Here is a 6,988-nt window from a genome sequence, read left to right as displayed (position 1 = left end):
ATCACACGAGCAAGCACAAGCTGATATTGCGGTGAAAATTCTATCTGAAATGTAACTTGTGGGAGTTTTGTGGGAAAATATGCAATAACCGCTGATATATCAACGCGCGTCAATCTCGTACTCTCCTGCAGTAACATCCGTGCCGCGGCCCGCAAAGGTCGCGGCTTTTTTGTCCCTAATGACTTTAACTCTTGGAAGAGAAATTTTTAAAAGCTTGCCACATCGAACATACGTTTGCTATAATCAATTTGCTGTCATCCGTCATCGCGAGGTGATTTCATGCCAAAAACACAATCTGTGTCAATGACTGAACTTCCATATCATGCCGGTGCCAAGGTGAGAATTTATCCCTCTCGGGCACAGAAACTTTTGATCAAACGTAACAGCGATGCTAGCCGTTTTATCTACAATGAATTAGTCGCCATGCATCGCGAACTCTTTCTACTCAGACAGGTAAAAGTTCCGATTCTTTTGGTGTTGAAACGAATAGAGATCCTTCGCCAACGACTCGCAAGTCCTGCTGCCGAAATTTCTAATATTCACGGCTGGCTGTATCACGTTGATTTCGACGCAGACATGAAGGCAAACGCAATTAAGAATTTTAATAACGCCTGGAAGTTACACAAACAAAACTCCCGATTCGGTATTCCAAGTTTTCATCAGATGACCAATACACGTTCATATCAAACTTCTTGTCACTATAAAGTTGCTAAAGGCAAACCTACGATGTTAAATGGATCGATTAGATTGATAGACCATCATTACCTTATGATTGGTAAACTTGGTCGGATTCGGTTTGCTGGGTTACCGTCTCATATTTCAGCGAACGCTGAAAGGATTCGAATTGGGACGACAACAGTTTCGATGAGCGCAGACGGTAAATACTATCTTTCGTTTCAGTTGGCCTCTCGACATCCTTTTGGAATAAAGGCCACCATCCCCACTCACCCTATTGGATTAGATTTGAACTTAACTGACTTTTTAACAACATCTGACGGTGAGGTCGTGGCTAACCCTCGTTTCTTTGAACAATACGAACACAAGCTCAGAGTTGCGCAACAAACACTGTCGCGGCAACAAAAGCACGCACGGAACAACGGGTCACAGCTAAACAGCATCAAGAGTTATCAATACCAACGAAAAAATGTGGCCCGCTTGCATCAAAAAGTTGTAAATAAGAGAAATGACTTTCTCCACAAACTGAGCACTTCGCTCATCAAAAATCACGACCTAATAGTGGCTGAAGCATTAGACATCAAACCTATGCAAAAAAAGTCACATCATAGTTACGCAATGCAAGACGTAGCGTGGAAAACATTTTTAGATATGCTCGCTTACAAGGCGGAAAAATACGGGAGCCGCTTCATCGCTGTGGATCCTCAAAACACGACGCAGACGTGTTCAGAATGCCAATTTGTGATGGGATCATTCGGAACAAGAAAGTTGCCTCTGGCGGTAAGAGAATGGGATTGCCCTCGGTGCCATAAGCACCATCTTAGAGATCAGAATGCTGCTAAGAACGTTCTAGCCAGAGGATTGAATTTAATCAATTAATTTCGTATTCTGTCCCTCTGGCGACCTGGGGACATTAACGCAGCCATTTGAGACGCTCGATGCACCACAATATCCCGAGATTGCGGTCATTTGGTTGAAATTGTGGCAAAAATCACATTTCCCCACAAGCACTGGCTTAGCCGAGGCGTGGTCGACATCCTGTACTCTACTTTATAGACTCTCATGCCACGAGCCGCAAAGGTCGTGGCTTTTTTAGATGACAAGAAGTTGCCACAGCATTTCGCAGAATCTGCGGCACAGCTAGGTCCGCGACAAATAGTTCGCACCCAACACTAATATTTCCAATTAAACCGTGCTGGCTAAGCTTTAGGTTATGGAATTGGTATAGCCCCTATTAATAACCCATATAAAAATAGATATGGCCCCCTATCTTGGCTGAATCCATAACAGGTGCCACTCTCAGTCAATAAAATAACATACATATCATTAATTAATACCATAACATCCATTCTTTAAATATAGGTAGAATATTATGTTGATAATTAGATTTTCAAGTGGTATGCTTTCAGGGTAAGTTAGTCAATGAGCAAGGGGGCATCTACCATGTTAACTACCGAATACATTCAGTGCGTCAATCAGGAACTTGAACGTTTGCTTGTTTTTGAAACCGTATTCAAAGAATACGCGCACACATGTCGGAACATCGAGAAAGGCAACTGCCTGGCCAGCGAAAGCTTCTCCAATATTCGTCTCTACTTCTCCAAAAACATTATCCGCTTTGATCGCTTCGTGCAGCAATGCGCGAAGGTCACGGCGCCGTCTGGTTATGAACGATTCAATAACACCCTCATCGACGGCCTCAAAGGCATCCGCAAAGCCGTCTTGGCGATTCTGGGTGCGATTGAACCCGATCATGTGGATCACGAGCAATTCGAAGATGGCCTCCAAGCGCAAAAAGCGGCCCGGGCCGAAATCGATCATGCTTTCGAAGAAATCAATGTGCCTGCATTCTAACGCAATCAAATAGCCGCCTGTCCTCGCAGTATCGCGACGGCAGGCGGCTTTGCTATGTCTTTATTTGTTAGCTTCTTCAGGCAGCAAAATCGTCTGATTTTCGCCGTCGTCATAGGCCATGATGGTTTTGGGAAAGCTATCGTCATAATCGAATGGCAGATCAACCGCAATTTGGGTATCATGCCCTTTTTCGGAAAAGGCCATGGTCAACTTGCCTTTCGTGTTCAGCAAGTCGAATTGCAGCAAGTGCCCCAGTGGCACGACGCCGGCCAAATCTTGGTCGATGATCATCCAGACGCTGTCAATGATTTCCCCTGGCAGCTTCGAGATCACGCCGTAAGTCGCAAAACGGCTTTCGTTGGTTGAAAACATGCTATCCCTCCTGTTCTTCCAGACTGGTGATGGCCGCAAACTTGGCGTTAACCGCCTTGGCCAACGCTTTCGGCGCCAGGCCCACCGAGCGGCCGATTTTACCGGCTGACACGATGATTTCCGATTCTTTCAGCGCTTCTTCGCCGATAAAAATCGGATACTTATGGCGGGCATGAATGCCGATTGGGGTATTGGCGCCGTGCTCATAACCAGTGGTTTGTTCGAGATCCTTTAGCGGGATCATGCCGACTTTTTTGTTGCCGGACACCGCACTGAGCTTTTTGTAGTCAATGTGACGGTCCAGCGGCACCACGCCAATGAGCGGGCCGGTTTTGTTGCCCGTTAAGGCCAAAGTCTTGTAAATGCGATGCTCCGGCACGGCTAAATGATCGACCGTCAGCTGCGCCACATCCCCTGCCTCATGGGTCGGAAACTCATATGGCGTGTAGGCAATGTTTTGCTTGTCGAGCATTTTTTCGACTAAGGTTTTATCTTCTTTTTTCTTTTTACTCATCGCTTGCCTCCGTTTTCAAGAGTCAACTTCTGCAAGCAGCGCCGCGATTAAGCGCCTTTGTAGGAGGTCAACGTCAGCATATCATAGTCCTTGATCTTATCGCGACCATGCAAGTCTTCCAGTTCGACGATAAAGGCCGTGCCGACCACGATGCCGCCAAGCTTCTCAACCAGCTCGATGGTCGCCGAAATCGTGCCCCCGGTGGCGAGCAAATCATCCACCACCAGCACCCGCTGGCCTGGCTTGACCGCATCTTTGTGCAAGTACAAAGTTTCAGAGCCGTACTCCAAGTCATAGCTGGCACTCACGGTTTCGCGTGGCAGCTTGCCTTTTTTCCGGGCCGGCGCAAAACCGACCCCGAGCTTATAGGCGACTGGGCAGCCGACGATGAAACCGCGGGCTTCCGGGCCGACCACCATTTCAACGCGCTTGTCCTTGGCATAGGCCACCAGTTCATCGGTCGCCGCAGCGTAGGCCTTGCCGTCCGCCATCAGCGGCGAAATGTCGCGAAAAATGATGCCGGGTTCGGGAAAATCTGGCACATTTGCAATGTAGTCTTTATAGTTGATCGTCATGGCTCTATTCCTCATTTCTTGCCAAGCAGCCGCGCTTCAAGCGCACTGCGGCTGTCACTTTGCAGCGCATGGGCCAGCGTCAAAAACGCCGCCTGCTGCTGATAGATATGCGCCTGGGACAACGGCTTTTTGACCGGATTAGGCGTCACGTCGATTTGCGCACCATCTATTTTAACAAATCCGAGTTCAAAAAACACCTGTACCGCTAAGATTGCCTGCTGCGTCGTCACATGCACGGCTTGCGCTAGCGCTGGCAAATGATGTTTATCAAAACCGGCATGCGCGCTCAGGTAATGCAGCACCCGACCACATTCTTCCCGATTAGGCAGCGCCACCAAACTGGCGGCTGGCGCCGTGAAAATCACGCGGACTGGCGGCGTCAGTTTGGCCATCAAGGCCGCCAAGTGTGCTTCATCTGGCGGCAGGTCCACCAGCACCGCATTGGCGGTGGCAGCGTCCACGCTTTCAGCGAGCACTACCGGCCCGCCAAACATATACTGCTGGGTCATGCGCTGCTTGAGACGGCCATCAAAGAAGATATAAGTGAAAGCCCCGCGGAATTGTTCTGCGCTCGGCTGCGGCAGCCGCAGGTCAATGATAGCTGGCGTCTGCAGTTGCCAATCGCACAGGCGCAGTTGCAGGCTGGTGCGATTTTGCCAGGTGTTGGCATCCATGCGCACGGCGAGTTTCACCTGACTGGCACTTTCCAGTGCCGCCGCCTGGTCGCCAAATCCGAAGCCCACGACATTCGTGCCATCAGCCGCAAAGCGCAGATGATCATTGGTCTTACCCATTTGGCGGACGGAATTGATGGTTTGCGGCAGTAGGCTAAAAGTAGGTTCTTCATTGCCTGGCCCAAATGGCGCTAGCTGGCGCATCAGCTGATAGTTGGCCAGCGTCAAATCCCCCGGTTCCAGCCGGGCGTTAATCATCAGCGTTGGCTTGGCAATCGTGCCTAGGCTGGCCGCCGCTTTTTCCATCGCCGCGTGCAGGGCAGGAATATTCGCCACGGGCATGGTGAGTCCAGCGGCCATGGCGTGGCCGCCAAAATGGGTCATTTGATTGCGCGCCGCATCCAGGGCCTTGAATAGGTTATACGCAGCAATCGACCGCCCAGAGCCCTTGGCACTTTGCCCATCTTTACCAATGTTCAACACCAAGGTCGGCTTGCCGGTGGCTTCGACGATTCGACTGGCCACAATCCCAAGCACCCCTTCATGCCAGCCTTGATGCGCGATGATCAGCGTTTTGGCGGCCTGATTTTCCGGGCTTTGCGCCATGGTCAACGCCTCGTCAGCGATTTTGGCCACCAAGGCCTGACGCTGGGCGTTAAGGTCATTGACGTTTGCTGCGAGCTTATCGGCCTCTTCTTCATCAAAGGTGGTGAGCAACGTAACCCCAGGATTGGCATCCCCTAGCCGGCCCAAGGCATTCAGCCGGGGGCCGATACCAAACCCGATACTGGTTTCATCCACCGTCGCCGGGTCGATTTGAGCCGCTTTGAGCAAGGCATTCAGCCCCACTCGCTGCTGGGTGTGAATTGATTGCAAACCCATTTGCACAATCAAGCGGTTTTCGTCGGTCAAGCTCACAATATCGGCTACTGTCCCCAGCGCGGCGAGATCGATGCTGTCGGTGGCGGGTTCACCCAATAGCGCACTGGCGACTTTGAAGGCCACCCCTGCGCCGGAAAGGTCGCTAAAAGGATAATGGCCATCAGGATGGCGCGGATGCACCACAGCCACTGCGTGCGGCAATTGCTTAGGCAACTCATGGTGATCCGTGACCACCACATCCATCCCCTGCGTCATCGCGGCATCGATCACCGCGGCGCCGCTGACGCCGTTATCGACCGTAATCACCAGCTGGGTGCCATTTTTGCGCAGGTAATCATACACTGCTTGATTAGGACCGTAACCATCAGCGAAGCGGTCAGGAATGAAGGCCTCGGGTTCGGCGCCCAGCGCCTCCAAGGTTTCCTTCATGATCGACGTGGAGGTCAAACCGTCAACGTCATAGTCACCATAAATCGTGATTTTTTCCTGATTGGCAATTGCCTCCTGGATCCGAGCTACAGCTTTATCCATATCATGCAGTTCAAACGGATCATGCAGCCGGCTCAAATCGGGCTGGCAAAAAGCATCGAATGCCGCCTGGTCAGTAATCCCACGCTGAATGAGCAGGCGTGCCAAAAACGGCGGGACCGACAACGTGCTTGCCACTGTTTGAATCTCGTCTGTTGCGGGCTGCGCCGCTTCTTGCCACTGGTAATGTGCCATCATCGTCTTCCTTTCTAACCGCAATAGTATATCAGACTTTGCCGCGCGATGGCGGGCGACATTTTGGAAACGGAAGATGAAAGCGTGGTATAATAGCTTTGTTGTCAGAATCTCAGCCCAACTTCGATCAGCGACTGAAACGAAATGGAGAGAATAATATGGCAGAAGAAACAGTTAAAAAGGCAGTTAAAGTGGTTGTCGACATCCCTGATGCAGACCTTCAAATCGCCGAAAAAGCGATGAATGATCAGAGTTTTGTCACCCCGAAGGAACTGCCTCAGCTCACCAACATCGATTACGCCCGCTCGCTTGCCGCGGCATTGACCAAAGCGCGGGAAGGCAAAGCCGAGGAAGGCTACATCTACAGTGAAGAATTCGACTTTGCTGGCGGTGAAATCGAGAACGTGGTCTGGAATATGGACACCATCAAGACCCGCGACGATGCTAAGCGTGCTTTAGCTAAGCACATGGGCTTGACCATGCCGACAGAAACCCTGTCCGCAGCCGACAAGGAAACCTTCTAATTCTACCTTCGAACGTCTGCCGCCCTGGCAGGCGTCTTTTTTTGCGCAAAAACAGGTCAATCTGGATGTGCACTTGGCCCTGTCAAGTTGACAGATGAAATAATATAAAGTTTTGTCTGTTTCTAAACGGCTTCACTCCAGTATTCATCAGGGGTGAGGCCGTTTCTTTGTGCTGAGCGATTGTGGTGATTGAAG

7 protein-coding genes are annotated in these 6,988 nt (G+C 50.6%); 3 read left to right on the top strand and 4 right to left on the bottom strand.

What is annotated here, in order from left to right; genetic code table 11:
- Positions 1 to 279: 279 nt before the first annotated feature.
- Both AAA927_RS12700 and AAA927_RS12695 read left to right on the top strand, forming a co-directional pair.
- Positions 280 to 1,554: an RNA-guided endonuclease InsQ/TnpB family protein gene (locus tag AAA927_RS12700; protein WP_338218137.1), complete on the top strand. Its 1,275-nt coding sequence runs from the start codon at positions 280 to 282 to the stop codon at positions 1,552 to 1,554.
- A 564-nt stretch (positions 1,555 to 2,118) separates the two neighbouring features.
- Positions 2,119 to 2,529, top strand: coding sequence for a hypothetical protein (locus tag AAA927_RS12695; RefSeq protein ID WP_338218136.1), 411 nt, complete (start codon positions 2,119 to 2,121; stop codon positions 2,527 to 2,529).
- A 60-nt stretch (positions 2,530 to 2,589) separates the two neighbouring features.
- Here the strand turns inward: AAA927_RS12695 and AAA927_RS12690 are convergent, their stop codons facing one another.
- The 4 genes from AAA927_RS12690 to recJ are packed head-to-tail and all read right to left on the bottom strand — an operon-like array spanning position 2,590 to position 6,269.
- Entirely contained in the window at positions 2,590 to 2,901 is a 312-nt protein-coding gene (locus AAA927_RS12690) for a DUF960 domain-containing protein (protein ID WP_125579137.1), read from the bottom strand.
- A 1-nt stretch (position 2,902) separates the two neighbouring features.
- Complete coding sequence (ybaK, locus tag AAA927_RS12685; RefSeq protein ID WP_338218135.1) at positions 2,903 to 3,415, bottom strand: Cys-tRNA(Pro) deacylase; 513 nt, start codon at positions 3,413 to 3,415, stop codon at positions 2,903 to 2,905.
- Between the two features lie 47 nt (positions 3,416 to 3,462).
- Entirely contained in the window at positions 3,463 to 3,990 is a 528-nt protein-coding gene (locus AAA927_RS12680; protein WP_125579139.1) for an adenine phosphoribosyltransferase, read from the bottom strand.
- 11 nt (positions 3,991 to 4,001) lie between these two features.
- Entirely contained in the window at positions 4,002 to 6,269 is a 2,268-nt protein-coding gene (recJ, locus tag AAA927_RS12675; protein WP_338218138.1) for a single-stranded-DNA-specific exonuclease RecJ, read from the bottom strand.
- A 158-nt stretch (positions 6,270 to 6,427) separates the two neighbouring features.
- Between recJ and AAA927_RS12670 the strand changes: the two genes are divergently transcribed.
- Entirely contained in the window at positions 6,428 to 6,793 is a 366-nt protein-coding gene (locus AAA927_RS12670) for a hypothetical protein (protein ID WP_125579140.1), read from the top strand.
- Positions 6,794 to 6,988 lie beyond the last annotated feature (195 nt).

Source organism: Lacticaseibacillus salsurivasis (assembly GCF_036246225.1).
In the GTDB taxonomy this organism is placed as follows: Bacteria; Bacillota; Bacilli; order Lactobacillales; family Lactobacillaceae; genus Lacticaseibacillus; species Lacticaseibacillus salsurivasis.
This window is presented reverse-complemented; position numbering and strand designations above follow the sequence as displayed.